This window comes from Micromonospora sp. MP36 (genome assembly GCF_008119785.1).
Lineage (GTDB): Bacteria > Actinomycetota > Actinomycetes > Mycobacteriales > Micromonosporaceae > Micromonospora.
The window spans coordinates 72,943-98,509 of sequence record NZ_VSFA01000004.1; the positions used below are offsets into that span (position 1 = coordinate 72,943).

Genomic DNA, 25,567 nt, shown 5'->3' on the forward strand with positions numbered 1-25,567 from the left:
CCGCCGCACGAACGGAGGGGCCGTGACCGCACCGCAGCCGGCGCTCTCCGTGGTGGTGCCGATGTTCAACGAGGCGGCCGTCCTGCCACTGCTCGCCGAGCGGCTGCGCGGCGTGCTGGACCGGCTCGGCGAGACATACGAGGTGGTGGCCGTCGACGACGGCAGCACCGACGGCACCGCGGCGGGGCTGGCGGCGCTGCGGACGGCCTGGCCCGAGCTGCGGGTGCTGCGGCTGCGCCGCAACAGCGGCCACCAGGCCGCCCTGACCGCCGGGCTGCTCCGCGCCCGGGGCGGGTACGTGGTCAGCATCGACGCCGACCTCCAGGACCCGCCCGAGGTGATCGTCGAGATGCTCCGCCGGGCCCGCGCCGACCGACTGGACGTGGTCTACGGCGTGCGGGCCGACCGGAGCCGGGACTCCCGGTTCAAGCGGTGGACCGCGGGCGGCTACTACCGCCTGGTCCGGCGCCTGGTCGGCGAGCAGGTGCCCACCCAGGCCGGGGACTTCCGGCTGCTCAGCCGGGCCGTCGTCGAGGCGTTGCGGGAGCTGCCGGAGCGCGCTCCGGTGCTGCGGCTGGTGGTGCCCTGGCTCGGCTTCCCCAGCGGCGAGGTCGCCTACGAGCGCCAGCAACGCGCCGCCGGGCGGACCAGGTACCCGCTGTCCCGGATGGCCGGGTTGGCCGTGGAGAGCGTCACCAGCTTCTCCGCCGCCCCGCTGCGGGTGGCCACCTGGCTGGGGCTGGTCGGCGTCGCGGTCTGCGGCGTGCTGGTGGTGGTCGCCGTGCTGGCCTGGTCCGCCGGCGCGACGGTCACCGGCTGGCCCTCGCTCTACGTGGCGATCCTCTTCCTCGGCGCGGTGCAGCTGCTCTGCCTCGGCCTGCTCGGCGAGTACGTGGCCCGGATCTACACGGCGGTGCAGGGCCGCCCGGCGTACGCGGTGGCCAGCGACAGCGCCGCCGGTGAGCCGGCCCGCCCGGACGCCGCCGAGCTGGCCGACAGCCTGCGGTGACCGCCCTCGCCAGCGGGGACGTCGCCCCGTCGACCGTGGCGCCGCGCCACCGTCCGGCCGTGCTGCGCTACGCCCCGGCGGTGGCCGGGTACGCGTTCGTCGCCGCCGTGCTGCTCGTGGCCGGCACGCCGGTCGCCGCGATCGCCCGCTGGACCGGGTACGCGCTGCTGGCCGTGCTGCTCCCCGGCACGCTGGTGTTCCGCGCGCTGCGCCGCCGGCCGCACACCCTGGTCGAGGACCTGGCCCTGGGCGCGGCCGTCGGGCTGGTGCTGGAGCTGGCGGCCTGGGCGGCGTGCACCGCCCTCGGCGTGCCCGGCTGGCTGCGGCTCTGGCCGATCGCCGTGCTGGTGCCGTTCGCCGCGGTGCCCCGGCTGCGCCGGCACTGGCGGGTCCGCTACGACACCGCCGCGCCGGCCGGCTGGGCCTGGTCGCTGGCCGGGGTGGTGGCCGGCTTCACCCTCTACCTGTACGGCTCGTTCCTCGCCGTCAACCCGGTGCTGCCCCGCGACGAGGGGCAGGCCCAGTACCTGGACCTGGCGTACCAGCTCTCCCTGGCCGGGGCGGCCACCCACCAGGTGCCGCCGGACCTGCCGCAGGTCGCCGGGGAACCGCTGCACTACCACTGGTTCGGCTTCGCCCACGTGGCCGCGACCAGCCTGGTCAGCGGCGTCGACCTGCCGACGGTCTACTTCCGGCTCGGGGTACCCGCGCTCTGCGCGCTCGCCGCCGTGCTGGTCGCCGTCGTCGGCTGGCGGATCACCGGCCGGCCGTACGCCGGGGTGGTGGCCGCCGCGCTGCTGTTCACCGTGGGGGAGTTCGGGTTCGAGAACGGCTGGCGGCAGCTCTTCGGCAGCCAGGCCACCTTCATCGTCTGGGGCAGCCCGTCGATGACGTACAGCTGGGTGCTGCTGCTGCCGCTGATCGCCGCGCTCGGCGAGCTGGTCGGCCGGGCCCGCGGGGTGCGCGTACCGGCGTTCGGCCGGGGTGCCTGGCTGCTGGTGGTGCTCTTCCTGGCCGCGTCGACCGGGGCGAAGGCCAGCTCGCTGCCCGTGGTGCTGGCTGCGCTCGCGTTCACCGCCGCGCTGGCGTTGCTGGTCCGCCGCCGGTTGCCCCGGGCCGTGCTGGTCGCCGCCGGGCTGTGCGTGGCCGCGCAGCTGTTCGCCACCGCCGTGCTGTTCGCGTTCGAGAGCCACGGGGTGACCCTCGACCCGTTTTCCGGGCTGCGCACCTACGTGCCGGCCGGCGGTCCGGCGGCGCTCACCGCGCTGGTCTGGGCGGCCGTGGCGGTGGCGTTCCTGCTCAACCTCCAGCTCCGGCTGGCCGGCATCCTGGCCCTGCTGCGGCACCGCCGGTGGCGGCTGGAGCCGGTGCAGGTGTTCCTGCTCGGCGGCGCGCTCGCCGGCCCGGCGATCTACCTGCTCGTCGGCCACCCGGGCAGCAGCAACCAGTACTTCACCCGCACCGGGTTCGCGTTCGGGGTGCTGCTGTCCGGGTGGGGCTGGGTCGAGGTGGCCGACCGGGCCGCCCTCTCCGCCCGGGGTCGGCGGCTGCTCGGCGCGGCGGCGGCCGGGTTCGCGGTGCTGCTCACCGCGGTCCAGCTCGGCTCCGCGATCAGCACGCCCGCCACCCCGGCGTACGCCCCGGTGCTGCCGCTGCTCTGTTGGGCCGGCGCGTTGGCCGCCGTGGCGGTGGTGGTGGCCCTGTACTGGCCGGCGCTGTGCGGGCGCTGGCCCAGGCTGGCCGGCCGGGGCGGGTTGCTGCTGCTCACCGCGGTGCTGGTCGCCGGGGCGCCGGGCCTGGTGCTGGACGCCGCGGCGGCCCGGAAGTACCCGAACGGCGGGGCGTACGCCGTGGTGGCGATGCCCGCCTCCCGGGTCGAGGCGGCCCGCTGGGTCCGTGCGCACAGCGACCCGGACGACGTGCTCGCCACCAACGTGCACTGCCGGGCCGTGGTGGACGGCTGGTGCGACGCCCGCTCGTTCTGGCTCAGCGGCTACGCCGAGCGGTCGGTGCTGCTGGAGGGCTGGGCGTTCGCGCCCCGGGTGGTGGGCCGGCCGGAGGGCCCGTACGCGCCGTTCTGGGACGCCGCCCGGCAGCGCGCCAACGACGAGGCCTTCACCGCGCCCACCGCCGCCGGGCTGGCCGCCCTGCGTGACCGGTACGGCGTGTGCTGGCTGGTGGTCGACCGTGTGGTCGCCCCGGAGGCTCCGGAGCTGCGGAGCCTGGCCGACCTGCGGTTCACGAACTCCCGGATGGCCGTCTACCGCCTGCGGTGACGGGAAGGGGCCCTTGTCGACAGACGTCCGTCAACAAGGGCCCCCTTCCGTGCGGCGTCAGCCGAGCGGGACCGCCCGGGCGAGCGCCGCGCCGTCCGCTTCGAAGGCCGCGAGCAGCGACGTCGGCGTACCGGCGGTTACCGGCACCACCACGGTCACCGGCGAGCCGGCGGTCAGCTTCACCGTGCGATCGCCGGTGGACCGGTCACCGTCCCAGCCGTACAGGTACGCGGTGCCGGCTCGGTCCGCCGAGAGGGTGACCGAGACGCCGTCGGCGACCGCGCGGGTGTCGGTGAGCCGCAGGGCACCCGCCGGCAGGAGCGGCACGGCCGCTGGGGCGACCCCGTCCGTCGCCGACTGGGCGATGGTCTGCGGGCTGTGCACGCTGCGCGCGGCGGTGTCCGGGAAGACCGGGGCGCTGGGCTGCCGGGCCGCCGGCGTGTACCCGGGCAGGGTGACCAGGCCGTACCGGTACGGGTCGGCCCGGACCCCGGTGAAGGTGGACCAGCCCAGCCGGGACTGGGAGGTCAGGTCCTGGGTGTCCGAGTCGTAGACCAGCACGTTGAAGCCCATCCGGGCCGGGTCGACGGCGTCCGGCAGCACCGCGAACGGGATGCTCGCCTCGATGGTGTAGCCGGCGTACGGCGCGCTGACCTTGCTGACCACGGTCATCCCCGGCGCGGTGGTCGCGCCCGGCCCCTGCCGGTTGTCGGCGTCCCGCTGCCAGCAGGGCGGGTCGCCGTTGGCCGGGTCGTCGGTGACCGGGAAGATGCCGGCCTTGAATGCGGTGGAGGTGTCCGCCGAGTTCCCCTTCGGGTCGACGATGATCTCCACGCTGTCGGTACGGCGCTGTCGCTTGCAGTCCTGCGGCACCACCTTGCGGCCCAGCACGTCGTCGGTGACCTTGACGAAGACCTTCAGGGCGTCCTCCGTCCAGGCGATCCGGCCGGTCGCGGACGCGTCCTGCGGCGTGGTGGCCTCACCCTCCCAGATCCGGGACAGGTTCAGCTCCGGGCCGGGGTACTCGCCGGGAGCGGCCACCCCGTCCACCGCGTGCCCGGCCCCGGCGTGCGGCACCTCGCTGGTCGGGACGATCTCCAGGGCGCCGGTCTCGACGGTGCTGCCGGCGGCGCTGGTGGTGGTGATGGTGATCCCGTAGTCGCCGTCGGTGCCGCCCTCGTTGGCGGTGGGCAGGCTGGCGTCGGTGTTGGTGACGGTGAAGCTCACCGCGCCGGTCGCGCCGGGCGCCAGTTCGGGGTAGCTCTTGGTGACCGCGTCGGCGGTGAACCCCGCCGGCAGACCGAGGGTGACCTCGCCGCGCTGCGCGACCTGGCCGTGGTTACGCAGGTCCACCCGGACCGACCGGCTCTGCCCGGAACCGAGGGAGAGCACCGGCTTGATCAGCGTGTCGAGCTGCGGGTAGCCGCTCTCGCCGGCCCAGTCCCGGAAGATCCCCACCTCGGGCAGCGGCTCCAGGGTGCCCCGCACGTCGGCGACCACCCGCACGGCCCGGTCGGTACGGCCGGCGCCCTGCCCGGTGGTCAGGGTCGCGCCGACGAGCCGCTGCTGGTTGGTGTCGGCGGCGGCCGGGACGGTGACCGTGAAGGTGGCGGTCCGCTCCCCGCCCGCCGGCACCGCGGCCAGCGTGCCGGAGCCGGTGGCGGTCCAGCCCTGGGGCAGCCGCAGGGCGATCCGTGGCCGGGTCAGCGCCCGGTCGCGGGGTGCCCGTACGTGTGCGATCACCTCGACGCTCTCGCCGGGGGCCAGGTCGAACCGGTCCGTGGTCAGGTAGAGCTCGGTGCCCCGGGGCAGCCCGCCGGGCGCAGCCGGTAGCACCGAGCCGCGCAGGATCGCCTCGGGGGAGGTGTCCGCGGGGTCGTACGGGACCCGGCTGTCGACCAGGGTGTAGAAGTCGCAGCGGATCTTCGCCGGATCGGTCGGGGCGGCGGCGGTGCCCGCCCAGCCCTGGGTGGCGTAGTCGCGGCGGGCGTCCACCTCGATCTCCGCCCAGGTCTTCCCGGTGCTGCTCGGGGTGCCCTCCCAGACGCCGAAGACCTGGTCGGTCGGCACCGTCGGGACGAAGCTCGACGCGCACGCCGGGCCGGCGGACGAGGTGCCGGTGCCGCCGGTACGCAGGAACTTCGCCGGCCGGAACGGCTTCAGGCCCTCCCTGGTGAGCTGCTCGGGGAAGGCGTTCGGGTCGGCGGCGGCGTGGAACGCCTCCGCGGCGAACCGGGCCGCCTGCTGGTGGTTGCCGTGGTTGCCCGGCGTCGGCGACGGGTTCATCGTCATGATGATCTCCGGCCGGGTCTGCCGGATCACCCGGACGATCTGCGCGAGGGTGTCGTCGTGCCCCCAGATCCGCTCGGAGAGCGGAGCCGAGGCGGTGTACCAGAAGTCGACCCGGTCCAGGTTGTAGAGGTTCTCCACCCCGGCCCGGCCGATCGCGGTGCGCTCCTCGCGCTCGCGGATGATGCCGAGCGGTGGGCCCTCCTCGAGGCCGACCGCGTTGCCGCCGCCCTCGCCCCGGGTGATGGTCACGACGCCGGCCTTCGCGCCGTACCGCTCCTTCCACTGGCCCAGGGTGGCGAGGCTGCCGGCCTCGTCGTCCGGGTGGGCGCTGACGAAGAGCACGTCGAGGTCGACGGCGGGTGGGGCGGACACGGGTGCGGCGAGGGCCACGCCCGGGAGCCCGGAGAGGGCCAGGGCGAGTGCCGTGGGTAGCAGGAACGCCTTGAGTCGCATACGGATCCTTCCGACTGGGCGGGTCCGGGCAGCGGCCATCGACGTCGGGCGCGACGGCGTCGACGTGGTGGTCGCTTTCGGACGGTGGGTGGTGGGCGGCGGGACGGGGGGCGCGCCGGTGGGCGCCCCGGGCCGCCGGGTACGCAGCGGTACGGGGTTCCGTACACACTGGAAGGCCTTCGCCCGGTGACGCTAGGGACCGGCGCGGCGGGCCGTCAATGCTGTGCAAGATCTTTCTTAATTTGCGGAAGAAAGTAACTCGCCGTCATGGGTGCTCTTGATCTTGCCGTTCGGGCAGGGAGCGCCGTCCCCCGTGGTCTGGTTCGTCGACATTTCCGCTGCTCATCACGGTCGCGTCGGCTGGTCGAGACCCATTTGTTACTTGACTCGATAATTCGTTCGCCGTAGGAAGGAAGTGTGACTGACGTGGTGACGCCACCGACGAGCCCGGTGAGCCGGGAGCGGTCGAAGGAGATCAAGCGGCTCTCCGTGATCTCCGCCGCCCGCCAGGTGCGGGTGCTCTCCCGCGCCGAGCTGACCGAGCTCACCGGGTTGAGTCCGGCCACGCTCACCCCGCTGGTCCGCGACCTGATCGCCGAGGGTTACCTGATCGAGCGCGGACCCGGCGCGTCCCGGGCCGGACGGCCGCGGGCCATGCTGGAGTTCAACCCCCGTGCCGAGCTGGTCGCCGCGGTCTCGCTGGAGCCGTCCCGGATCAGCTGCGAGATCGCCGACAGCGACGGCGCCGTGGTGGCGCACCGGACCGTCCGGCTCACCGGCGACATCGTCGACCTGATCTGCACGGCCGTGCCCGACCTGGCCGGCGACGGCCTGCCCGCGTTGCGCGGGGTGGCGATCGCCGCCCCCGGCGTCTCCTCCGGGGGCGCGGTCCGGCTCGCCCCCTCAGTCGGCCTGGTCGAGGGGCGGCCGATAGGGGAGTCGGTGCGGCAGCGGCTCGGGGTGCCGGTGGTGGTGGACAACGACGTGAACCTGATGGCCGCCGGCGAGCACGCGGCCGGCGCCGGCACGGACGTGGCCGACCTGCTCCTGCTGCACGTGGCCGACGGCATCGGCGCCGGCCTGGTGCTGGACGGGCAGGTCCGCCGGGGCTCCGGTGGGGCGGCCGGCGAGGTGGGCTTCCTGCCCCTCGACCCGGCCGACCAGGGGCACGACGGGATCGGTCCGTTCGAGGCCCGCTGGTCGGAGAGCGCCATCGCCGAGAAGGTGGTGTCCCTGGCCCCGGGCCGCCGCCCCGGGTCGCCGGTGCGGGCGCTGGTGGACCTGGCCGCCGCCGACGACCGGGCCGCCGCGTACCTGGACGAGGTGCTGGCCGCCTGGTCCCGCCTCATCGTCTCCTGCGCCTGCGTCGTCGACCCCGGCCGGGTCCTGCTCAGCGGGGCCGCCGCCGAACTGGACGACACCGCGGTCGACCGGCTCCAGGCCCTGGTGTCGGCCGCCGCGCCCAGCCCCACCGAGGTCCGCCGGGCGGTCCTCGGCGACCGCGCCGTGCTGCACGGCGCGGTCAGCTACGCCCTCTCCGCCGCCGCCGCGGGCCTGTCCACCCTGCTGCCCGCCCCCTAGACCTTTCCCTTCAGAACAACGCAGTTCCCCCACATCCCTCGGAGGTACCCCATGAGACGCCGACTTCTTCTCGCCGGAGCGCTCGCCGCCGTCCTCGCCGCTGGCACCGCCTGCGGCGGCGGCTCGACCGACAAGGCCGCCGGCGACACCGAGAAGCTGACGATCTACACGGCCCGCGACAAGAAGGTGGCCACCTTCGTCGTCGACAAGTTCACCGCCAAGTACCCCGAGTACAAGGGCAAGGTCGAGGTCCTCAACCTCGGCGCGCAGGAGATCCTGGAGCGGGTCCGGGCCGAAAAGGCCAACCCGCAGGCCGACGTCTGGTGGGGCGGCACCCAGCAGGGGCTGACCGCCGGGGCCACCGAGGGCCTGCTCAACGCCTGGCAGCCGTCGTTCGCCGGCAAGATGGACGCCAAGTACAAGGACCCCGAGGGCCGCTGGTTCGGCGAGATCCTGCTGCCCGAGGTCATCATGTACAACAACAAGGCCCTCACCCCGGAGCAGGCCCCGAAGGACTGGGACGACCTGCTGAAGCCGGAGTGGAAGGACAAGATCATCATCCGGGACGTGGCCGCCTCCGGCACGATGCGGTCGATCTACGCCTCGATGATCCAGCGGCAGTCGCCGGACGGCAGCAACCCGCAGCCGGGCTACGACTGGCTCAAGAAGCTCGACGCCAACACCGGCGCGTACGCGGCCAACCCGACCGACCTCTACCTGAAGATGTCCCGCCAGCAGGGCGTGCTCAGCGCCTGGAACCTGCAGGACATCCTGCTCCAGGCCAACCAGTCCAACATGCCGTTCGGGTACGTGATGCCGGCCTCCGGCGCCCCGGTCCTGGTCGACGGCCTGGCCGCGGTCAAGGGCGGCAACACCACCGGCGCGCAGAAGTTCATCGAGTTCCTCTTCGACGACTCGCTCCGCGCCGACCTGGCCAAGGACTACTTCCAGATCCCGGCCGTGGACATCGCCCAGAAGCCGGAGTGGCTGGCCCAGCTCGACCTCAAGCCGCTGAACGTCGACTGGGACGTGATCGGCAAGAACGAGACCGAGTGGATCAACCACTGGAACAGCCAGATCAAGAACAAGGGCTGATCCCCGGGATGCCGGGTGCGCGACGCGCACCCGGCACCCGCTTCCCGTACGCATCGCCGCCAGACCGGGTCTGGCCCCACCCCACCACCGGTCAGACCCGGTAACCGGACGCAAGGAGAGACATCATGATCGATGTCACGCTGGAGTCGGTGAGCAAGCGCTTCGCGCGCGCCGGCGACACTGCGGCCGTCGACGACGTCGACATCAGGATCGCCGCGGGGGAGTTCTTCACCCTGCTCGGCCCGAGTGGCTGCGGCAAGACCACCACCTTGCGCATGGTGGCCGGCTTCTACTTCCCCACCTCGGGCCGGATCCGCTTCGGCGATGAGGACGTCACTCACCGGCCGCCGAACAAGCGCGACACCGGCATGGTGTTCCAGAACTACGCGCTCTTCCCGCACATGACCGTGGCGCAGAACGTCGCGTACGGCCTGAAGATCCGCAAGGTCGGCCGGGCCGAGTCGAAGCGGCGGGTGGAGGAGGCGCTGGGCCAGGTGCACCTGGCCGGCTACGGCGACCGCCGGATCGACCAGCTCTCCGGCGGCCAGCAGCAGCGGGTCGCGCTGGCCCGCGCCCTGGTGATCCGCCCCCGCACCCTGCTGCTCGACGAGCCGCTGTCCAACCTCGACGCCAAGCTGCGCGAGGAGACCCGGGTCGAGATCCGCCGGATCCAGAAGGAGAGCGGCACCACCGCCATCTACGTCACCCACGACCAGGCCGAGGCGATGGCCATGTCCGACCGGATCGCCGTCATGGAGTCCGGCCGGGTCCAGCAGATCGGCGCGCCGCAGGAGATCTACCACCGGCCGGCGAACGCGTTCGTGGCCCGGTTCATCGGCCGTAGCAACGTGCTGAGCCTGCCGGTCGCCGCCGCCGGCCCGCAGACCGTCACCGTCGCGCTGCCCGGCGGCGACCAGCTGACCGTGGCCGCGCCCGCCGAGCACGGCCTGGCCGAGAACGGCACCGCGCTGGTCTCCGTCCGGCCCGAGCACATCGGGCTCACCTCGGCCACCGAGGCCGGCGCGCTGTCCGGCCGGGTGAGCGAGCTGGAGTTCACCGGCATGTCCACCAACCTCCTGGTCGACGTGGCCGGCGAGCCGGTGCAGGTCACCGCCATCGACGTGCCCGCCGGCCTGGCGGTCGGCGACCAGGTCGGGCTGCGGCTGCCCGGGGAGCGGATGTGGGTGGTGCGCCCATGAGCACCATCCCCGCCACCCCCAACGCGGCCACGGTCCCGCCGGTCACCGAGGACCCGAGGCCACCCCGGGCCCGCCGCTCCCGCCGGCTCGCCGGCGGCGCCAACTCGCGCTGGTTCCCCTACCTGCTGGTCTTCCCGCTGGCCCTGATCCTCTTCGGCTACGTGGTCCAGCCGATGTTCGCCACCTTCGCGGAGAGCGTCGGGGTGGACGGCCTGGCCAACTACACGGTCTTCTTCACCGGCGACGGGGTGGCCCGCTCCTCGCTGGTCACCTCGTTGGTTATCTCGGCCGCCAGCGTGGTGCTCTGCGGCATCGTCGGCGTGGCGATGGCGTTCCTGCTCAAGCGCTTCTCGTTCCCGGGCCGCCGGCTGATCGAGGCGATCATCCTGGTGCCGGCGGCGCTGCCGCCGCTGATCGGGGCGATCTCGTTCCAGCTGCTCTACAGCGAGACCGGCATCCTGCCGCGGGGCCTCCAGCACCTGTTCGGCACCGAGAGCCCGGTGCTGCCGTTCACCGGCATCGCCGGGGTGCTGGTGGTGCACACCTTCACCATGTACCCGTTCTTCTACCTGGCCACCTCGGCCGCGCTGGTCGGCATGGACCCGTCGGTGGAGGAGGCCGCGTACAACCTGGGTGCCGGCCGGGTCCGGGTCTGGCGCACGGTGCTGCTGCCGATGCTCACCCCGGCGCTGGTCTCCGCCTCGCTGCTGGTCTTCATGACCTCGCTGGCGTCGTACACCGCCCCGCTGCTGTTCGGGGTGGACCAGACGATGACCATGCAGATCTACATCAACCGCACCAACGGCGACCTGCCGATGGCCTCCACGTACGCCTCGGTGCTCGGCGTGGTGTCGGTGCTCTTCCTGCTCGGCATGCGCTGGTACGAGGGGCGGCGCAGCTACCGCTCCCAGTCCAAGGGCGTCGCCTCGCACCGCCGCGAGCTCACCAACCCGTTCGGCCGGTGGCTGGCCCTGCTCGCCTCGCTGGTCGGCGTCGTGGTGCTGCTCGCCCCGGTGGGCACGATCGCCCTGGTGGCGTTCTCGCTGGACGGCTCGTGGACGACCGAGGTGGTTCCCTCGGCGTACACCATGCAGAACTTCGTCACGATCTTCACGGACCCAGAGGCGTACCGGCCGATCGTCAACTCGCTGCAGATCAGCCTGATCGCCACGGTCGGCTGCGTGGTGGTCGGCGTGCTCGTCGCGTACGCGGTGCGCCGGCTGGACTTCCGCGGGCGCGGCCTGCTCGACGTGGCGGTCATGCTGGCCTGGGCGCTGCCCGGCACGGTGGTGGCGATCAACCTGATCTCGGCGTTCAGCACCGGCAACGCGTTCAGCCTCGGCCAGGTGCTGATCGGGACCTTCTGGATCATGCCGCTGGCGTACTTCGTGCGGTTCCTGCCGCTGGTGTTCCGCTCCAGCTCAGCCACGCTGGCCCAGCTCGACCCGTCGCTGGAGGAGGCCGCCCGCAACCTCGGCGCGTCCTGGTGGCGGGCGTTCGGCACGGTCACCCTGCGGCTGATGCTGCCGGGCGTGCTGGCCGGCGCGCTGCTCGCCTTCGTGCACGGCGTCGGCGAGTTCGTCGCCTCGGTGCTCATCTACACCTCGGAGACCGCGCCGATCTCCGTCGAGATCAACAACCGGATGTACTCGTTTGAGGTGGGCACCGCCGCCGCGTACGGCATGCTCCAGATCGTGCTGATCTTCGTGGTGATGGTGGTCTCCGGGCGGCTGGAGAGCGGCCCGAAGGCCAGCCGGGAGGCGGCGCAGTGGACAGCGTGACGGACCGCTGGCCGGCCGGCGGCGGACTGCTCCCCGCCGCCCGGATCCCCGGCGGGGAACTCGCCGCGGTCGCCGCGGCGGCGGACTTCGCGGTGCTCCCGGTCGGCGCGGTCGAGTGGCACGGCCCGCATCTGCCGCTCGGCACCGACCTGATCCTCGCCGAGGGCTTCGCCGGCGAGTCCGCCGGCGACGTGCCGGGGCCGCGGGGCGTGCTCTTCCCCGCCGTCGCGTACGCCGCCTGCCCGGGGCAGACCCGGCCCTGGCCGGGGACGGTCGCGATCCGTCCGGAGATCGCGGTCGGCTACCTCGCCGACGTGATCGAGGGCATCGTCGCCGCCGGGTTCCCCCGGCTGCTGGTGGTCAACGGCCACGACGCGAACATGTCCACGGCCCGGGCCGCCATGGAGTGGGTCTCCGGCCGGCGTACCGCCAGCCTGCTGCTGGTCAACTGGTTCCAGCTGGTCACCCCGGCGGAGACGACGGAGATCTACGGCGCGCCGCCGGCCCGCGGGCACGGCGGGGCGTACGAGACCTCCGGCGTGCTCGGGTTCGACCCCGGCGCGGTACGCCTCGACGCCGCCACCGACCTGCCACCGAAGCCCAAGCTGCCGGTGAGCCACCCGTACGTCCTGGTGGAGTCCCGCCCCGAGCCCTGGCAGGGCTGGTCCGGGCACGTCTCGCTGGCCAGCGAGGACGCCGGCCGGCAGGTCCGCGCGCTGGCCGGGGAGCGGCTGCGGGAGATCGTCGCCGCCTGGGTGGCCGCCCCACCGCCGGCGCCGCCCACCGCCGATCCACTGCCGACCGAGGGAGGGGCATGACCGACAGGGGACTGGACGTCGTCGACTTCCACCTGCACTTCCGGATCGGCGCGGACGAGACGATCCACGCCTGCGAGCAGGCCGCCGGCATGCACCCCGGCGGCGAGCACGAGCGTGCCGTCCGGGCCGCCGGCTCGGCGCCGTACGCCCGGCAGTGGCGGCAGGCGTGGGGCTTCCCCGACCCGGAGCCCCCGGCCGAGCACTGGGCGGACGAGGCCGACCGCTGGGCCGACGAGCTGCGCGCGGTCAACATCCGGAAGGCCGTCTTCGTGACCGGCGGCGGCAACGACACCCTCGCCGACGTGGTCGACCGCCACCCGGACCTGCTGCTCGGCTTCGCCCACCACGACCCGTACGGCCCGGACGCCGCCGGGGAACTGGACCGCGCGGTCACCGAGCGCGGCCTGCGCGGGCTGAAGCTGTTCGCCCCGCTGCTGCGCGGCCCGCTCGACCACGAGGACCTGGACCCGCTCTGGGGCACCGCCCAGCGCCTCGGCGTGCCCGTCCTGATCCACATCGGGCACTACGGCAGCGCCGGCGGCCTCAGCTTCGGCCGCTACGGCGGTCCGGAGGAGCTGGCCCGGATGGCCCGCCGCTTCCCGGAGCTGGCCGTGGTGGTGCCGCACTTCGGCGTCCAGCACGTGCAGGAACTCTTCTTCGCCGCCTGGGGCTGCCCCAACATCCACGTCGACACGTCCGGCTCCAACCAGTGGGTGCGGTGGATGCCGTACAAGCTGACCCTGGAGGACCTGTTCCGCCGCTGCTACGAGACGATCGGCCCGCACCGGATCGTCTTCGGCAGCGACTCGTCCTGGTTCCCGCGCGGCTACGTCACCCGCTACCTCGACGACCAGCTCCGGGTCTGCCGGGAGCTGGGCCTGCCCGACGACCACCTGCGCGCGATCTTCGCCGGCAACGCCGAACGGCTGCTCGGCCTGACCGACTGACCAGCCGAACCCGCAGTGGGCGGCCCGACCGCCCACGCGGACTGGAAGGAAGTAAGGAACTGCCATGAGCACACCCGCGCTGACCACGTACCAGCGGCACCACCTGGCGCCCACCTACGACCACCACGTCGGCCACCTCTACCCGGCGATGGTCCGCGCCAGCCAGGCACACGTGGTGATGCTGACCGAGCAGGGGCTGATCCCCGCCGAGCGGGGCGCCCGGCTGCTGCGCGGGCTGGCCGCCCTGCGCGCCGACACCACCCCGGCGCCGGCCTACGACGGCAGTTTCGAGGACACCTACTACCTGCTGGAGAAGCGGCTCGCCGAGGCGTGCGGCATTCCCACCGCCGAGCTGGACGTGCAGCTGGCCCGCAGCCGGAACGACCTGGACGCCGGGGTGTTCCGGATGCTGCTGCGGGACCAACTCCTCGGGGTGCTGGACCGGGTGCTGGCCACCGGCCGGACCGCGCTGGACCGCGCCGACCGGTACGCGGACGTGGTCATCACCGGCTACACCCACCGCCGGCCGGCCCAACCCACCACGATCGGTCACGCGCTCGCCGGGTACGCCGAGGCGCTCGCCGGCGAGGCGGCCGCCTACGCCGACCTGATCGACCAGCTCAACGTCTCGCCGCTGGGCTCCTGCGCGTTCGCCGGCACCGACCTGGACATCGCCCCGGCCCGGGTGGCGGAGCTGCTCGGGTTCGCCGGCCTGGTGACCAACTCGTACGAGGCCGTCGCCGGGGCCGACCACCTGGTCCGGGTCGGCACCCTCAACGCGCAGGCGCTGGCCACCGGGGCGCGGCTGGCCCGCACCCTGATGGACTGGCTGAGCTGGCAGTGGGTCACCACGCCGGGCGACTTCACCCAGGGCAGCAGCATCATGCCGCAGAAGCGCAACCCGGTGGTGCTGGAGCACCTGGTCTCGTACGCCGGCGCGGCCGCGGCGGACGCCGCCTCGGTGCTGAACAACGTGGGCGCCGCCTGGTGGGAGGACTCCAACAACGCCACCACCGACGTGCAGGTCCGGCTCTGGGAGAGCAACGACCGGGCCGAGCGCTTCTTCGCCCTGGTCGGCGGCTTCCTGGCCGAGGTGGAGCCGCTGTCGCCGCCGAGCCGGGAGGAGATCGTCGCCTCCGGCGCCACCACCACCGCCGCGGCCGACGCGCTGACCCGCCACGGGGTGCCGTTCCGGGCCGCCCACTCGGTGGTCGGCCGGCTGGTCCGGGCCGGGGGCCCGGACACCTGGACCCCCGAGGGCGTCCGGGCCGCCGCCGAGGGGCTGACCGGCCCGCTCGACGACGCCGCCGTCGCCGACCTGATCGCCGCCGCCGTCCGCCCCGACCTGGTGCTGCACCGGGCCCAGGTGGACGGCCCCGGCGCCGCCGCGGTCCGCGCCCAGGTGGGTACGCTGCGCGTCGCGTTCGAGGCGGTCGCCGACCGGCTGGCGGCGGTGCGCGACCGGCTCCGCGGGGCGGACGAGGCGCTGGACGCCGTCGCCGCCGAGCTGGTGGCCCGGTGAGCGTGGGGCTGGCGGGGTCCCCCGGGGTCGGCACCCGGACCGGCGGGCTGCTGCTCGGCATCGACTTCGGCGGCACCAAGATGGCCGTCGGGCTGGCCGACGCCGAGGGCCACCTCCTGGTCCAGCGCCGGGTCCCCACCCACGCCGAGCAGGGCGCGCCGCAGGCCCTGGAACGCGCCCTGCACCTCGCCGCGGAGCTGGTCGCCGGGGTGGGTGGGCCGCTCGTCGCGGCCGGGGTGGCCTCGCCCGGCGTGGTCCGTCCGGACGGCATCGACCTGGCCCCCAACGTGCCCGGCTGGGAGCGGCTGCGGCTGGCCGACGCGGTCCGCGACACGCTCGGCGTCGCCCGGGTGGCGGTGGACAACGACCTGAACGCCGCCGCCCTGGCCGAGCTGCGGCTGGGCGCGCTGCGGGACGCCGACCCGGGCCTGGTGGTGGGCATCGGCACCGGCGTGGCGGCCGCCGTGACGGTCGGCGGGACCGTCCTGGCCGGACACCGCGGGGCAGCCGGCGAGATCGGGTACGCCGTGGCCGGCGGGCCCTGGCCCGGCACCATGCTGGAGCTGGACTTCTCCGGCCGGGCGCTGGACCGGCTCGCCGGGGACCTCGGCGTGCCGGGCGGGGCGGCCGGGCTCGCCGACGCGGCGGAACGCCCCGGGCCGGCGCGCGACGCGCTGACCGCCCGGGTCGACGAGGTAGCGCGGCACCTGGCCACCTGCTGCCTGCTGCTCGACCCGCAGCGGGTGGTGCTGGTGGGCGGGGTGGCCCGCAGCGCGCTGATCCGCAGGCTGCTGGTCGACCGGCTCAACGAGGTGCTACCGCACCGACCCGACGTGGTGCTCTCCCGGCACGCCGACGACGCCGCGCTGCTCGGCGCGCTCACCCTGGCCCGCGAGGCGGTGCCCGCGCCCCACTGACCTGGTGACCTGCCGGCCCGCCCGCGCGCTACGTGCGCGGGCGCGCCCGGCGGGTCAGCTCAGGCGGTGGGCGCGCAGCATCAGCGAGACGCCGGGCAGCGCCCGCACCGGCAGGTACCGCTCGGCGGTGATGATCGTGCGCAACCCCAGGTTGACCACGGGAGGCAGGTCGTCCAGGTCGCTGCCGGTGGACCTGCGCCGCCGCCAGGCGGCGACCGGGCGCAGCAGCACGTTCCAGCTCCACAGCTCGTCCACCACCAGCCCGGCCTTCTCCACCACCGCGCGCAGCCCGGCCCGGTCGTAGCGGCGGACGTGCCCGACGGCCACGTCGTGCGCAGACCAGAGCCGCATGTCGGCCGGCACCGCGATCAGTGCCGTCCCGCCCGGCCGCAGGGCACGGCGGATCTCGCCGGCGGCGAGGTGATCCTCGTCGAAGTGCTCCAGGATGTCGAAGGCGACCACCAGGCCCAGGCTGGCCGAGGGGACCGGCAGGTGCCGGGCGTCGGCCCGGATCACGTCCAGGCCCCGCTCCCGGGCCACCCCGGCGCCCGCCGCGCTGTATTCCAGGGCGAGCGGCCGCCAGCCGTACGCCCACAGCACCCGGGTGTTGCCGCCGCCGGCCGCGCCGATGTCCAGCGCCCGCCCCGGGCGCACCCCGGCCGCCGCCAGCCGCCGCAGCGCCCGGCCCAGCAGGGCCCGCCGCTCCCGGTACCACCAGTGGCTGTCCTCGAGCGCGGCGAGCTTGCGGATCTCGGTGGCTTCCAGGGCGTACTCCTTCTCGGCGCCCTCACCCTAGCGGCTCGGGCGGCGGCAAACCCGGGTGCGGCGCGCGACCGACCCTGGCAGGGTGACCGACCATGGGACAGCAGGCACAGGGTTTCCGCTACGTCGAGCGGGCCGACGGCTCCGTCGTGATCACGCACCACGGCCGGGTGGCCGGCACGCTGCGCGGCGGCCGCGCGACGGAGTTCCTGGCCGAGGTCGAGGACGACCCGCAGCTGGTGATGGCCCGGTGGACCGGCAACTACCGGCGGGGCAACGAGCGGACCGCCCGCCAGCACCCCCGCAACCAGGGCTGAGCAGACGTCAGGGCCCGCGCCCGGGGTGGGCGCGGACCCTGAAGGGTTTGACCGGTGGCTACAGCGGGATGTTGCCGTGCGCGCCCCGGGCGGCCGGCGCCGCGGCCAGCGCCTCGGCGATCCGCCGCCGGGTCTCCGCCGGCTTGATCACGTCGTCCACCACGCCGATCTCCAGCGCCCGGTTGACGCCGCCGGCGACCCGGACCTGCTCCTCGATCAGCTGCGCCCGCAGCGCCTCCCGCTCCTCGACCGGGGTGGCGGCCAGCCGCTTGCGGTGCAGGATGTTCACCGCCGCGCTGGCCCCCATCACCGCGAGCTCCGCGTTCGGCCAGGCGAACACCGCGGTCGCGCCCAGCGAGCGGGAGTTCATCGCGATGTACGCGCCGCCGTACGCCTTGCGGGTCACCAGCGTCACCCGCGGCACCACCGCCTCGGCGAAGGCGTGCAGCAGCTTCGCCCCGCGCCGGACCACGCCCTCCCACTCCTGACCCAAGCCGGGCAGGTAGCCGGGGACGTCGACCAGCACGATCAGCGGCACCCCGAGCGAGTCGCACATCCGCACGAACCGGGCGGCCTTCTCGGCGCTGGACGCGTCGAGGCAGCCACCGAGCCGCAGCGGGTTGTTGGCGATCACGCCGACCGTACGGCCGGCGAACCGGCCGAGCGTGGTGACGATGTTCGGCGCCCACTTGGCGTGCAGCTCCACGCCGGGGGCGTCGAGCAGCGCCTTGACCACCGGCTTCACGTCGTACGCCCGGTTGAGCTCGGCCGGCATCCTCGCGGCCAGGTCGTGCCCGTCCGCGCCGGTGGCCACGTCGTCCGGGGAGATCCGGCCCGGACGACCGAGGAGCGCCGCGAGCCTGCGCGCCTCGGCCAGCGCCTCCTCGTCGTCCCGGCACGTCACGTGCGCCACGCCGGAGCGCCGGCCGTGCGGCTCGGGGCCCGCCCAGCCGCTCCATGTCGACCTGCTCACCGGTGACGCTGCGAACCACCTCGGGGCCGGTGACGAAGATCCGGCCGGCCCCGCTCATCACCACGATGTCGGTCAGCGCCGGCCCGTAGGCGGCGCCACCGGCGGCCGGCCCGAGCACCACGGAGATCTGCGGCACCCGGCCGGAGGCCCGGACCATGGCGGCGAAGACCTGCCCGACGGCGTCGAGGGCGACCACGCCCTCGGCGAGCCGGGCACCACCGGAGTGCCAGAGGCCGAGCACCGGCACCCGCTCCCGGACCGCCGCGTCGATGGCGTCCACGATGTGCCGGCACCCCTCGGTGCCCATCGCGCCGCCCATCTTCGTGGCGTCGCTGGCGTACGCGATCGCCGGCGTACCGTCGATCGTGCCCCGCGCGCAGAGCACGCCGGAGCCGTCCCGCGGCGCCAGCAGGCGCAGCGAGCCGGCGTCGAACAGGGCCCGCAGCCGGGCCTCGGGATCCCGGTGGTCCACGGTCGCGCTGTCCGCGCCGACGGCGGTGGTGGTGGTCACGGATGCCTCCAGGGCTGCGGGGTCAGGCCCGCGTGAAGACGAGCGCCACGTTGTGGCCGCCGAAGCCGAACGCGTTGTTCAGCGCGGCGGGGACCTCCATGTGGCGCGCCTTGTGCGCGGCCACCTCCAACGTGAGGCCGTCGTCCGGGTCGTCGAGGTTGATCGTCGGCGGTACCACACCGTCCCGGATGGACAGGATGGTGGCGATGGACTCCAGCGCCCCGGCCGCGCCGAGCAGGTGCCCGGTCATCGACTTGGTGGCCGACAGCACGGGGTGGTCGCCCAGCGCCTTGCGCAGGGCGCCGATCTCCAGCATGTCGCCCACCGGGGTCGAGGTGGCGTGCGCGTTGACGTGCACGATGTCCATCTTGGCGACATCCGCGTCGGCGATCGCCTTCCCGATTGCCCGGATCGCGCCCTCGCCCTCGGCGTGCGGCTGCACGATGTCGTACGCGTCCGAGGTGATGCCGGCGCCGGCGAGCCGGGCGTACACCCGGGCGCCGCGGGCGGCGGCGTGGTCGGCGCGCTCCAGGACCACCACGCCCGCGCCCTCACCGAGCACGAAGCCGTCGCGGCCCTTGTCCCACGGCCGGGAGGCCTTCTCCGGCTCGTCGTTGCGGGTCGACATGGCCCGCATCGAGGCGAAACCGGCGATCGGCAGCGGGTGGATGACCGCCTCGGTGCCGCCGGCCACCACCACGTCGGCCCGGCCGGCGCGGATGATGTCCAGCCCGAGCGCGATCGCCTCCGCGCCGGTCGCGCACGCGCTGGCCACCGAGTGCACCCCGGCCTTGGCGCCCAGCTCCAACCCGACCCAGGCGGCCGGGCCGTTCGGCATCAGCATCGGCACGGTGTGCGGGGAGACCCGCCGCGGGCCGGACGCCTCCAGGATGTCGTCCTGGGCGAGCAGGGTGGTGGCCCCGCCGATGCCGGAGCCGACGCTGACCGCCAGCCGCTCCGGGTCCAGCCCGGCGTCGGCCAACCCGGCGTCGGCCCAGGCCTGCTGGGCCGCGATGAGCGCGATCGCCTCGGACCGGTCCAGCCGGCGCAGCTTGACCCGGTCCAGCACCTCGGTGGGCTCGACGGCGAGCTGGGCCGCGATCCGGACCGTCAGTTGCGCCGCCCACTCCTGGGTGAGCGCACTCACCCCGGAGCGGCCGGCGAGCATGGCGTCCCAGGTCGACGCGACGTCCCCGCCGAGCGGGGTCGTCGCGCCGAGCCCGGTGACGACGACGTCGGGGCGACTCATGATCAGGACTGCGCCTCGATGTAGCTGACGGCGTCCCCGACGGTCTTCAGGTTCTGCACCTCGTTGTCCGGGATCTTGACGCCGAACTTCTCCTCGGCCGCCACCACGACCTCCACCATGGAGAGCGAGTCGACGTCGAGGTCGTCGGTGAAGGACTTCCCCTCGGCCACGTCGTCCGGGTTCACCCCGGCAACCTCTTCGAGGATCTCGGCGAGGCCGGCGGTGATCTCGTCACGGGTCATTGCGGTTGGTTCCTCTCATCGGGGGTTCACTCGACGGCCGGCGACGCCGGTCGTCACTCCTCGGCGCGCTCGCGCCCGAGGGGGTCTTCAGGGGCAGCGGACGACCTGACCGGCGTAGGTCAGACCGCCGCCGAAGCCGAACAGCAGCACCGGCCCGCCCGCCGGCACCTCACGCCGCTCGACCAGCTTGGACAGGGCCAGCGGGATGCTCGCCGCCGACGTGTTGCCGGACTCGACGATGTCCTTCGCGATGACCGCGTCGGGGATGTTCAGCCGCTTGGCGATGCCGTCGATGATCCGGCCGTTGGCCTGGTGCGGCACGAACGCGGCCAGCTTGGACGGGGTCACCCCGGCCTTCTCGCAGGCCTCCAGCGCGAGCGGCGCCAGCGCGGTGGTGGCCCAGCGGAACACGGCCTGCCCCTCCTGCGCGATGTACGGCCGCCAGCCCTCGATCCGGACCGCGTCGCTCTTCTCCGGCACCGAGCCCCAGACCACCGGCCCGACCCCGGCCGGCTCGCCCTCGGCGGTCGCGGTGACCACCGCGGCCCCGGCGCCGTCGCCGAAGATGATGCAGGTCGAGCGGTCGGTCCAGTCGGTGAATTCGGACAGCTTCTCCGCGCCGATGACGATCGCGTTGCGCGCCACCCCGGCCCGGATCGCGTGGTCGACCGTGCCCAGCGCGTAGGCGAAGCCCGAGCACGCGGTGTTGATGTCGTACGCGGCCGGGGCGGTGATGCCCAGCTTCGCGGCGACCCGGCAGGCCACGTTCGGGCTGCGGTCGACCGAGGTGCAGGTGGCGACCACGACGAGGTCGATGTCGGCGGCGCTCAGGCCGGAGTTGGCCAGCGCCTTGCCGGCCGCGGCCGTGGCCATGTCGGCCACCGTCTCGTCACCGGCGATCCGCCGGGTGACGATGCCGACCCGGTCCCGGATCCACTCGTCGTTGGTGTCGACCAGCTGCGCGATGTCGTCGTTGGTCACCACGCGGGAGGGCTGGTAGTGCCCCATCGCCACGATTTTGCTGGCGGTCATGCCTGTCCTCCGATGCGGGCGAGGGGCTGGCCCGGGGCGACCGGGTCGTTGTGGTGGGCGAGCCACTCGGTGAGCAGCCCGCTGTGGTGCGCGGTCACCTCGACCGGCCCCTGCCGGGTCGCGACGTGGCCGATGACCTGACCGGTGCGCAGGTCGACGCCCTCGGCCAGGTCGGTCAGCGGCTCGAAGGTCCCGGCGGCGGGGGAGACCACCACCCGGAACTGGATCACCGGCTCGTGACCGCCCGGGCCGCTGTGCCGGGCGATCAGGTCCCGCGCGGCGGGCAGGTCGTCGGGGGTGTTCAGGGTGACGATCTCGGGCGCACCCTCGCCCTTGAGCTCCCGCTTGACCAGGCCGGCCAGGGTGCCGGCCGGCGGCAGCTCGATCACGCCGGTGACCCCGAGGTCGGCCAGGGTCCGCATGCACAGGTCCCAGCGGACCGGGGCGGTGACCTGCCGGACCAGCCGCTGCACCAGCTCCCGGCCGTGGTTGACCGCGGCGCCGTCCAGGTTGGAGAGCAGGATCCGGGCCGGGTCGGCCGGCACGATACCGCCGGCCACGGCGGCCAGGGCGGCCTCGGCCGGGGCCATGTACGGGGTGTGGAAGGCGCCGGCGACCTGGAGCCGGATGACCCGGGCCTTCGCGGGCGGCTCGGCGGCCAGCTTCTCCAGGCCGGCCACCGCGCCTGCGGCGACGACCTGGCCGGTGCCGTTGCGGTTGGCCGGGTGCAGGCCGTGCGCCTCGATGGCGGTGAGCACCTCGGCCGGGTCGCCGCCGAGCACGGCGGCCATCCCGGTCGGCTCCAGCGCGCAGGCGGCGGCCATCTCCCGGCCGCGTACGCCGGCGAGGGTCACGGCCGCCTCGGCGGGCAGCACCCCGGCCAGGGCGGCGGCGCCCAGCTCGCCGACGCTGTGCCCGGCGACGAGCGCGACGTCGTACATCGGCAGGTGCTCCGCGGCGAGCAGCGCGGCCGCGACGAGCAGCGGCTGCGTGCGGGCGGTGTCCTTGATCTCGTCCGCGTCCGCCTGGGTGCCGAGGCGGACCAGGTCGACGCCGGCCAGCGCGGACCACCAGCGCAGGCGCGCCTCGGCGCCCGGCAGGTCGAGCCAGGGAGTCAGGAAGCCGGGTTTCTGGGAACCCTGTCCGGGTGAGAGAACGGCGAGCACGTCTACGACTCTGACGGATACTCGCGAGTCGCGCTGTAACGCACGGCACCAAACCGTACTAGAAGCTTTAGAGGAAACCTACAAAAATCGGCGGCGATCATCACCTGTGTGTGATGTTTTCCTGACCCCTGCGGCCATTGTCTGGCTCGGGACCGGTGCGACGGCCGGGACCACCGGGTCGAGCCGACCCACGGTCAGCGCCACCTGCAGGGCGAACGCGTCGCGCGGCGCGAGCGGCGAGAACCCGGTCACCTCGGCGACCCGCTTGAGCCGGTAGCGCACCGTGTTGGGGTGCACGAAGAGGGCCCGGGCGGCGCTCTCCAGCGTGCCGCCGGCGGCGAAGAAGGCGTCCAGGGTCTCCAGCAGTTCGCCCCCGGCGCGGACCAGCGCCGCGTACACGTCGTGGCGCAACCGGCGGCGGGCCTCGGCGTCGCCGGCCAGGGCCCGCTCGGGCAGCAGGTCGGCGGCGGGCACCGGGCGGGGCGCGGTCGGCCAGGCCGGCGCCGCGCGGAACCCGGCCAGCGCGGCCCGCGCCGAGTCCGTCGCCTCGTCCAGGCTGGGTACGGCCGGGCCCACCACCACCGGCCCCTCACCGAACGCGGTCAGCAGCATGTCCGTCGCGGTCACCGGGTCCGCCGCCCCGCCGAGCACGATGACCAGCCGGTCGCCGTGCACGCCGCCGATCACCTCGACCCCGATCCGGCGGGCCTGCCGGTAGACGGTGTGCAGCACGGCGGCCACCTCGCCGCCGGGGGAGCGGCCGACCGCGACCGCCACCGGGGGCGCGTCGGTCCAGCCCAGTGCCGCCGCCCGGCTGGCCAGCACGTCCGGCGAGTCGCCGCGCAGCAGCGCGTCCACCAGCAGTGCCTGGAGCCGGGCGTCCCACGAGCCGCGCGACTCGGCGGCGCGGGCGTACACCCGGGCGGCGGCGAAGGCGATCTCCCGGGAGAAGCGCAGCACCGCCTCCCGCAGCGGCTGCTCCTCGCCCTCGGCGGCCAGGTGCGCCACCTGCTCCTCGACCACCTCGATGGTCACCTTGATCAGCGCGACGGTCTGCTGGAGGCTGATCGAGCGGGCCAGGGCCTGCGGCGCGGCGGCGAAGACCTCGTCCGACACCTCCTGGGTGCTGTCGGTCGCGCCGCCGCCCTGGTGCAGCCACTGCACCAGGGACCGGACGCCGGCCTGGGCGACCAGCATTACCCAGGACCGCTGGTCCGCCGGCAGCTCCCGGAACCAGGGCAGCGCCTCGTCCATCCGGGCCACGCTCGCGGTGGCCAACGCGCCCGCCGCGCGTTCGATCCGGCGCAGCGTGGCCGACAGTTCGGTGCCGCCCGGTTCGCTCACCGCCTTAGCCTGACACGGCCTGACCTGGGCGTGCACACCGAGGGTCGCGGCGGCCGGACCGCCATGCGGCGCGATGCCACAATGATCTCCTGTGACCGACCCCTCACCCGCGGCGGACCTCGCCCGCGACATCGCCGTCCGCTGCCGGCTCACCGGGCAGTTCGTGCTCCGGTCCGGCCGGATCGCCGACGAGTACTTCGACAAGTACCGGTTCGAAGCCGACCCGGTGCTGCTGGACCGGGTGGCGGCCGGGCTGGCCGAGCTGGTCCCGCCCGGCACCGAGGTGCTGGCCGGCCTGGAGCTCGGCGGCATCCCCGTGGTCACCGCACTGGCCTGGCACGTCGGGCTGCCGTGCGCCTTCGTCCGCAAGACCGCCAAGGCGTACGGGACGGCGCGGCTGGCGGAGGGCGCGGAGGTCGCCGGCCGGCGGGTGCTGGTGGTCGAGGACGTGGTGACCTCGGGCGGCCAGGTGGTGATCTCCACCGGCCAGCTCCGCGAGCTGGGGGCGACGGTCGCGCACGCCCTCTGCGTGATCGACCGGGGCGAAGGTGGCGCGGAGGCGCTGGCCGCGCACGGGATCAGCCTGCGGGCCCTGCTCACCCGCGCCGACCTGGACGCCGCCCGCCGGGCCTGACCCGGGCCGCAGCTGATCTCCACGGGTACGCGCCGTCCAGCCCGTCGGGCCCGGCCAGTACGGTGTCAGAGCACGTCGGGGTGACCGCCCGATGGGCGATGGCGAAGGTGAGGAGACCGGGATGGCGCACGGGGAGGCCGAACACGGCTGCGCCCAGGGCGAGCCCGGCCGGCCGGGCCACGAACAGCCGGCGTCCGCCAAGCACCCGAGACGGGCCGGCCTGCCGCATCCGGCCGAGACGGCCGCCTGCTGGGGGCCGGAGCGCGGGGAGGACGACGCGCCTGCGCCGCGGCAGCGGGCCGCCGAGCCGGCCCTGCCCGAGCCGGCGCCCAGCCAGGGCTGCCGCAGCGACCTGTCCGGCTGGGCGGGCGCCCACCGGCACGGCGCGGTGCGGCCGCGCAACCGGGTGGTCCGCCGCGAGCGGCCCCCGCGCCGCTGGTGCTGACCCCAATTTGCCTGGCCGGCCAGCCCGGCTGAGGTTCACCGCTAGCGTGGGCACCGTGAAGGCGATCGCGATCGACGCGTACGGCTCGGCGGACCAGCTCACCCTGCGTGAGCTGCCCACCCCGCCGGTCGGGCCGGACACGGTGCTGGTCCGGGTGCGCACCGCCGGGGTGAACCCGGTCGACTGGAAGGTCCGCGAGGGCCACCTGGCCGGTGCCATGCCGGCGCACTTCCCGCTGGTGCCCGGCTGGGACGCGGCCGGCGTGGTGGAGGCGGTCGGCCCCGCGGTGACCGGCTTCGCGGTGGGCGACGAGGTGATCGGGTACGTCCGGCGCGACGACGTCCAGTACGGCACGTACGCGGAGCTGGTGCCGGCTCCGGAGCGGTGCCTCGCCGACAAGCCGGTCCAGGCGTCCTGGGCGGAGGCGGGTGCCCTGCCGCTGGCCGGGCTGACCGCGTACCAGGCGTTGCAGCTGGCCCGGACGGGCGCCAACGACACGGTCCTGGTGCACGGTGCGTCCGGCGGGGTGGGGCACCTGGCGGTGCAGTTGGCCCGGGCGCTCGGTGCCGGCAAGGTGATCGGCACGGCCAGCGAGGCCAACCACGACTTCGTCCGGTCGCTGGGCGCCGAGCCGGTCAGCTACGGCGCCGGCCTGCTGGACCGGATCCGTGCGGTCGCGCCCGACGGGGTGGACGTGGCGCTGGACCTCTTTGGCGGCGAGGCGCTAGACGTCTCGGCCGAGCTGCTCGCCCGGCCGGCCCGGCTGGTCTCCACCGCCGACCCGGAGCACGTCACCCGGCTCGGCGGCAGCTACCTCTTCGTGAAGCCGTCCACCGCCGATCTGAGTGTGCTGGCCGGGCTGGTCGACGCCGACCGGCTCACCGTGCACGTGGCCCGGACCTTCCCGCTGGCCGAGGCGGCCGAGGCGCAGCGGCTGGTGGCGGCGGGGCACGTCCGGGGCAAGGTGGTGCTGGAGATCTGAGCCGGGCCCCGGCGACGCCG

At 74.6% G+C, this 25,567-nt stretch carries 21 protein-coding genes and 1 pseudogene; 14 read left to right on the forward strand and 8 right to left on the reverse strand.

Annotation, left to right across the window (positions count from 1 at the left end; all coding sequences use genetic code 11):
- The first annotated feature begins 22 nt into the window (after nucleotides 1–22).
- Nucleotides 23–1,009, forward strand: coding sequence for a glycosyltransferase family 2 protein (locus FXF52_RS06775; protein WP_255471778.1), 987 nt, complete (start codon nucleotides 23–25; stop codon nucleotides 1,007–1,009).
- Nucleotides 1,006–3,285: a DUF2298 domain-containing protein gene (locus tag FXF52_RS06780; protein ID WP_148794507.1), complete on the forward strand. Its 2,280-nt coding sequence runs from the start codon at nucleotides 1,006–1,008 to the stop codon at nucleotides 3,283–3,285. The genes FXF52_RS06775 and FXF52_RS06780 overlap by 4 nt, the downstream gene beginning before the upstream one ends.
- A gap of 57 nt (nucleotides 3,286–3,342) precedes the next feature.
- Here the strand turns inward: FXF52_RS06780 and FXF52_RS06785 are convergent, their stop codons facing one another.
- Nucleotides 3,343–6,030, reverse strand: coding sequence for a sugar-binding protein (locus FXF52_RS06785; RefSeq protein WP_187413358.1), 2,688 nt, complete (start codon nucleotides 6,028–6,030; stop codon nucleotides 3,343–3,345).
- Nucleotides 6,031–6,447: 417 nt separating this feature from the next.
- Here FXF52_RS06785 and FXF52_RS06790 point away from each other — a divergent pair, with 417 nt between their 5' ends.
- The 8 genes from FXF52_RS06790 (at nucleotide 6,448) to FXF52_RS06825 (ending at nucleotide 15,890) form a co-directional block, all read left to right on the forward strand.
- Nucleotides 6,448–7,611, forward strand: coding sequence for an ROK family protein (locus FXF52_RS06790; protein ID WP_148794511.1), 1,164 nt, complete (start codon nucleotides 6,448–6,450; stop codon nucleotides 7,609–7,611).
- Between the two features lie 51 nt (nucleotides 7,612–7,662).
- On the forward strand, nucleotides 7,663–8,706 hold the full coding sequence (locus tag FXF52_RS06795) for an extracellular solute-binding protein (protein ID WP_148794513.1): 1,044 nt from the start codon (nucleotides 7,663–7,665) through the stop codon (nucleotides 8,704–8,706).
- Between the two features lie 125 nt (nucleotides 8,707–8,831).
- The gene (locus FXF52_RS06800; RefSeq protein ID WP_148794515.1) at nucleotides 8,832–9,905 is read left to right on the forward strand and encodes an ABC transporter ATP-binding protein; all 1,074 of its coding nucleotides are present in this window, start codon (nucleotides 8,832–8,834) and stop codon (nucleotides 9,903–9,905) included.
- Nucleotides 9,902–11,686 carry an iron ABC transporter permease gene (locus tag FXF52_RS06805; RefSeq protein ID WP_148794517.1) on the forward strand — a complete coding sequence of 595 codons (1,785 nt, stop codon included), beginning with the start codon at nucleotides 9,902–9,904 and terminating at the stop codon, nucleotides 11,684–11,686. The genes FXF52_RS06800 and FXF52_RS06805 overlap by 4 nt, the downstream gene beginning before the upstream one ends.
- Nucleotides 11,674–12,504, forward strand: a complete 831-nt coding sequence (locus FXF52_RS06810) for a creatininase family protein (protein ID WP_148794520.1) — start codon at nucleotides 11,674–11,676, stop codon at nucleotides 12,502–12,504. Before FXF52_RS06805 ends, FXF52_RS06810 begins: the two co-directional genes overlap by 13 nt.
- Nucleotides 12,501–13,451, forward strand: a complete 951-nt coding sequence (locus tag FXF52_RS06815) for an amidohydrolase family protein (protein ID WP_148794522.1) — start codon at nucleotides 12,501–12,503, stop codon at nucleotides 13,449–13,451. The genes FXF52_RS06810 and FXF52_RS06815 overlap by 4 nt, the downstream gene beginning before the upstream one ends.
- Before the next feature lie 64 nt (nucleotides 13,452–13,515).
- Nucleotides 13,516–14,973 carry a lyase family protein gene (locus FXF52_RS06820; protein ID WP_148794525.1) on the forward strand — a complete coding sequence of 486 codons (1,458 nt, stop codon included), beginning with the start codon at nucleotides 13,516–13,518 and terminating at the stop codon, nucleotides 14,971–14,973.
- Nucleotides 14,970–15,890: an ROK family protein gene (locus FXF52_RS06825; protein ID WP_255471779.1), complete on the forward strand. Its 921-nt coding sequence runs from the start codon at nucleotides 14,970–14,972 to the stop codon at nucleotides 15,888–15,890. Before FXF52_RS06820 ends, FXF52_RS06825 begins: the two co-directional genes overlap by 4 nt.
- Nucleotides 15,891–15,944: 54 nt before the next feature.
- On the opposite strand, the gene FXF52_RS06830 is transcribed toward FXF52_RS06825, so the two are convergent.
- Entirely contained in the window at nucleotides 15,945–16,655 is a 711-nt protein-coding gene (locus FXF52_RS06830; protein WP_148794527.1) for a bifunctional 2-polyprenyl-6-hydroxyphenol methylase/3-demethylubiquinol 3-O-methyltransferase UbiG, read from the reverse strand.
- Nucleotides 16,656–16,747: 92 nt separating this feature from the next.
- Between FXF52_RS06830 and FXF52_RS06835 the strand changes: the two genes are divergently transcribed.
- Nucleotides 16,748–16,969 carry a hypothetical protein gene (locus FXF52_RS06835; protein WP_148794529.1) on the forward strand — a complete coding sequence of 74 codons (222 nt, stop codon included), beginning with the start codon at nucleotides 16,748–16,750 and terminating at the stop codon, nucleotides 16,967–16,969.
- 58 nt (nucleotides 16,970–17,027) lie between these two features.
- Here the strand turns inward: FXF52_RS06835 and FXF52_RS06840 are convergent.
- The 6 genes and pseudogenes from FXF52_RS06840 to FXF52_RS06865 all read right to left on the reverse strand — a co-directional run bounded on the left by FXF52_RS06840 (nucleotide 17,028) and on the right by FXF52_RS06865 (nucleotide 23,618).
- Nucleotides 17,028–18,465: pseudogene (locus FXF52_RS06840) on the reverse strand (acyl-CoA carboxylase subunit beta).
- A gap of 10 nt (nucleotides 18,466–18,475) precedes the next feature.
- Complete coding sequence (gene fabF / locus FXF52_RS06845) at nucleotides 18,476–19,702, reverse strand: beta-ketoacyl-ACP synthase II (protein WP_148794531.1); 1,227 nt, start codon at nucleotides 19,700–19,702, stop codon at nucleotides 18,476–18,478.
- 2 nt (nucleotides 19,703–19,704) lie between these two features.
- Nucleotides 19,705–19,944 carry an acyl carrier protein gene (locus FXF52_RS06850; RefSeq protein ID WP_007072348.1) on the reverse strand — a complete coding sequence of 80 codons (240 nt, stop codon included), beginning with the start codon at nucleotides 19,942–19,944 and terminating at the stop codon, nucleotides 19,705–19,707.
- 87 nt (nucleotides 19,945–20,031) lie between these two features.
- Nucleotides 20,032–20,976: a beta-ketoacyl-ACP synthase III gene (locus FXF52_RS06855; protein WP_148794533.1), complete on the reverse strand. Its 945-nt coding sequence runs from the start codon at nucleotides 20,974–20,976 to the stop codon at nucleotides 20,032–20,034.
- Entirely contained in the window at nucleotides 20,973–22,142 is a 1,170-nt protein-coding gene (locus tag FXF52_RS06860) for an acyltransferase domain-containing protein (protein ID WP_148794535.1), read from the reverse strand. The genes FXF52_RS06855 and FXF52_RS06860 overlap by 4 nt, the downstream gene beginning before the upstream one ends.
- Nucleotides 22,143–22,220: 78 nt before the next feature.
- Nucleotides 22,221–23,618 (reverse strand): PucR family transcriptional regulator, encoded by a 1,398-nt coding sequence (locus tag FXF52_RS06865; RefSeq protein ID WP_370517883.1) that lies wholly within the window; start codon nucleotides 23,616–23,618, stop codon nucleotides 22,221–22,223.
- Here FXF52_RS06865 and pyrE point away from each other — a divergent pair.
- The 3 genes from pyrE (at nucleotide 23,578) to FXF52_RS06880 (ending at nucleotide 25,547) form a co-directional block, all read left to right on the forward strand.
- Nucleotides 23,578–24,120, forward strand: coding sequence for an orotate phosphoribosyltransferase (gene pyrE, locus FXF52_RS06870; RefSeq protein WP_148794538.1), 543 nt, complete (start codon nucleotides 23,578–23,580; stop codon nucleotides 24,118–24,120). The genes FXF52_RS06865 and pyrE overlap by 41 nt on opposite strands.
- Before the next feature lie 121 nt (nucleotides 24,121–24,241).
- Nucleotides 24,242–24,565, forward strand: a complete 324-nt coding sequence (locus tag FXF52_RS06875; protein ID WP_148794540.1) for a hypothetical protein — start codon at nucleotides 24,242–24,244, stop codon at nucleotides 24,563–24,565.
- A gap of 55 nt (nucleotides 24,566–24,620) precedes the next feature.
- A complete protein-coding gene (locus FXF52_RS06880) occupies nucleotides 24,621–25,547 on the forward strand; it encodes an NADP-dependent oxidoreductase (protein ID WP_187413359.1) in 927 nt (308 codons plus the stop codon).
- Nucleotides 25,548–25,567: the final 20 nt, after the last annotated feature.

What these genes read in the sequence shown, in the direction of transcription:
- FXF52_RS06865 (WP_370517883.1), bottom strand. Translation starts at nt 23,618, where the DNA reads ATGTCGCGGGCGAGGTCCGCCGCGGGTGAGGGGTCGGTCACAGGAGAT.
- FXF52_RS06875 (WP_148794540.1), top strand. Translation starts at nt 24,242, where the DNA reads ATGGCGCACGGGGAGGCCGAACACGGCTGCGCCCAGGGCGAGCCCGGC.
- FXF52_RS06835 (WP_148794529.1), top strand. Translation starts at nt 16,748, where the DNA reads ATGGGACAGCAGGCACAGGGTTTCCGCTACGTCGAGCGGGCCGACGGC.
- FXF52_RS06815 (WP_148794522.1), top strand. Translation starts at nt 12,501, where the DNA reads ATGACCGACAGGGGACTGGACGTCGTCGACTTCCACCTGCACTTCCGG.
- fabF (WP_148794531.1), bottom strand. Translation starts at nt 19,702, where the DNA reads ATGAGTCGCCCCGACGTCGTCGTCACCGGGCTCGGCGCGACGACCCCG.
- FXF52_RS06795 (WP_148794513.1), top strand. Translation starts at nt 7,663, where the DNA reads ATGAGACGCCGACTTCTTCTCGCCGGAGCGCTCGCCGCCGTCCTCGCC.
- FXF52_RS06785 (WP_187413358.1), bottom strand. Translation starts at nt 6,030, where the DNA reads ATGCGACTCAAGGCGTTCCTGCTACCCACGGCACTCGCCCTGGCCCTC.
- FXF52_RS06800 (WP_148794515.1), top strand. Translation starts at nt 8,832, where the DNA reads ATGATCGATGTCACGCTGGAGTCGGTGAGCAAGCGCTTCGCGCGCGCC.
- FXF52_RS06850 (WP_007072348.1), bottom strand. Translation starts at nt 19,944, where the DNA reads ATGACCCGTGACGAGATCACCGCCGGCCTCGCCGAGATCCTCGAAGAG.
- FXF52_RS06855 (WP_148794533.1), bottom strand. Translation starts at nt 20,976, where the DNA reads ATGACCGCCAGCAAAATCGTGGCGATGGGGCACTACCAGCCCTCCCGC.
- FXF52_RS06805 (WP_148794517.1), top strand. Translation starts at nt 9,902, where the DNA reads ATGAGCACCATCCCCGCCACCCCCAACGCGGCCACGGTCCCGCCGGTC.
- FXF52_RS06820 (WP_148794525.1), top strand. Translation starts at nt 13,516, where the DNA reads ATGAGCACACCCGCGCTGACCACGTACCAGCGGCACCACCTGGCGCCC.